The sequence below is a fragment of the Limosilactobacillus sp. genome, from assembly GCF_051873075.1.
GTDB lineage: Bacteria > Bacillota > Bacilli > Lactobacillales > Lactobacillaceae > Limosilactobacillus.
In genome coordinates, this window is the sequence record NZ_JBJEEM010000047.1 from 1 (window position 1) to 1865 (window position 1865).

At 52.3% G+C, this 1865-nt stretch carries 3 protein-coding genes; all 3 read left to right on the forward strand.

Annotated elements, in window-relative coordinates; translation table 11 throughout:
- Window positions 1-323, forward strand: a 323-nt coding sequence (locus ACI31J_RS05785; protein ID WP_439773489.1) for a YebC/PmpR family DNA-binding transcriptional regulator, incomplete at its 5' end; no start/stop codon positions are given.
- Window positions 324-424: 101 nt separating this feature from the next.
- Complete coding sequence (gene comGA / locus ACI31J_RS05790; protein WP_439773490.1) at window positions 425-1402, forward strand: competence type IV pilus ATPase ComGA; 978 nt, start codon at window positions 425-427, stop codon at window positions 1400-1402.
- Window positions 1320-1865, forward strand: a 546-nt coding sequence (locus ACI31J_RS05795) for a type II secretion system F family protein (RefSeq protein WP_439773491.1), incomplete at its 3' end; no start/stop codon positions are given. The genes comGA and ACI31J_RS05795, both read left to right, overlap by 83 nt.

Here is a 1865-nt window from a genome sequence, read left to right on the forward strand (position 1 = left end):
GTGATGGTCTGGATACTAGCGAAGACGACATGTTGATGGACGCTTTGGATGCTGGTGCCGATGACATGAAGGCCAGTGACGAAAAGTTCCAAATCTTCACCGACCCAAGCAGCATGGCAAGTGTTCGTGATGCTCTTCAAGAAAAAGGCTACGAACTGGATACTGCCGAAGTGACGATGATCCCACAAAACCGGACCGCCGTTCCTGAAGACAAGGTCAAGCAATACCGTCACTTAATTGATGAATTGACCGCCAACGATGATGTTGCCGACATCTACGAAACTGGTATTCTGCCAGACGACGATGATGACGACGAAGAATAATTAGGGTAATTGAATCCCCAAAAAGCTACTGAATTTTTCAGTAGCTTTTTTTCGTTTAAACATCTTCTTTTACCGTCCTTATTAAGTAGGGGGGATGGATAATGGAAGCCTTTGAAAAGGAACTGAACGTAATCATTAACCGGCGGATTGCAGACCTTTACGTATTACCGTTCAAGAACTATTACCGGCTGATGGTGGCCGAGCAAGGCCAATTGAAGCTGTTCAAAGAGGTGCCGCAAGACTACGCTTGCCGCCTAATCACCTACCTGAAGTATCGGGCCGACATGGCCGTTAGCGAACACCGCCGGCCGCAACTCGGTGCGCTGACCTGGCATAGCGGACCGGAAAAAGTCAACTTGCGCCTATCCAGCGTTGGTGACTACCAGGGTCGCGAATCGCTGGTGGTGCGCTTTATCTACCAGTTAACCGATGACAGCTACCACCTGCTCTTTCCAGAGCAGTGGCAGGAACTGAAAACATTGTTGCATCGCCGGGGTCTGATCCTCTTTGCGGGACCGATGGGTTCTGGCAAGACCACGACAATGTACCGGCTTGCCCGTGAGTTGGCGAGTAGGCAAGTCGTCATGACGATTGAGGACCCGGTGGAGATCAGTGAACCGCGGTTTGTTCAGTTACAGATCAATGACTTGGCAGGGATGGGCTATCAACAGTTGCTTCGTCTTGGCCTTCGCCATCGTCCCAATGTTTTTATCATCGGGGAGATTCGTGACCCCCAGACCGCAATGATGACTATTCAGGCCGCCCTGAGTGGTCATTTAGTCCTGGGAACTGTCCATGCCCGTGATGTCTATGGAGTGATCGCCCGGTTGATTCAGTTGGGGATTTCCCCCTACTACCTTGAGCAGGTGATGACCGGGGTTTGCTACCAGCGCTTGTTGATGCAAAGTGATGCAACACCGGCCGTCCTGTTCGATCAGTTGAGCGGACCAGCGCTGGCAAACGAAATTCAGAAACAACAGGGGAGGGGAATGACCAATGCGTGGACGCGTTATCTTGACCAAGCGGTGGCGACCGGCCAGCTTACGTCTGAAGAAGCAGCAAAGTATCAAAACGGCTAAGTTTACCCCGAGTGCACAGGGACAATGGTTCCTGCTGGTTTACGATTTGCTGTCGGTTGGCTTTTCACTCCAGCATGCCCTGCGCTTTACCAAGACAGTAATGCCTGATCTCCAGCCGTTGCTGACCGATGTCGAGCGGCAAATGGCGGCGGGGACGATGCTGGCGACTGGGTTGCAAAAGTACGTAAGCCAAGACTTGTATTACCAGTTGCGTTTAGCAGAGTTGCATGGCGCCTTGCCCCAGACCTTGAAAGAAGTGGGAACCTTACGACTGACCGAGGCTCGCCAGCGGCGCAAGCTTCGTGGACTGTTGCAATATCCGCTGATCCTGCTGGGGATGTTAGCGGTGGTCGTTTGCGGATTAGTGATTTTTGTCTATCCGGAGCTCGGCAGCTGGCAAACTGGTCCAAGAGACGGCTCCTGGCATGCCATTGGCGTAAATGTGGGGGTATACCTGCTGACC

Bases quoted from the DNA above. Each gene is read 5' to 3' on its own strand.
- comGA (WP_439773490.1), top strand. From the start codon at position 425: ATGGAAGCCTTTGAAAAGGAACTGAACGTAATCATTAACCGGCGGATT.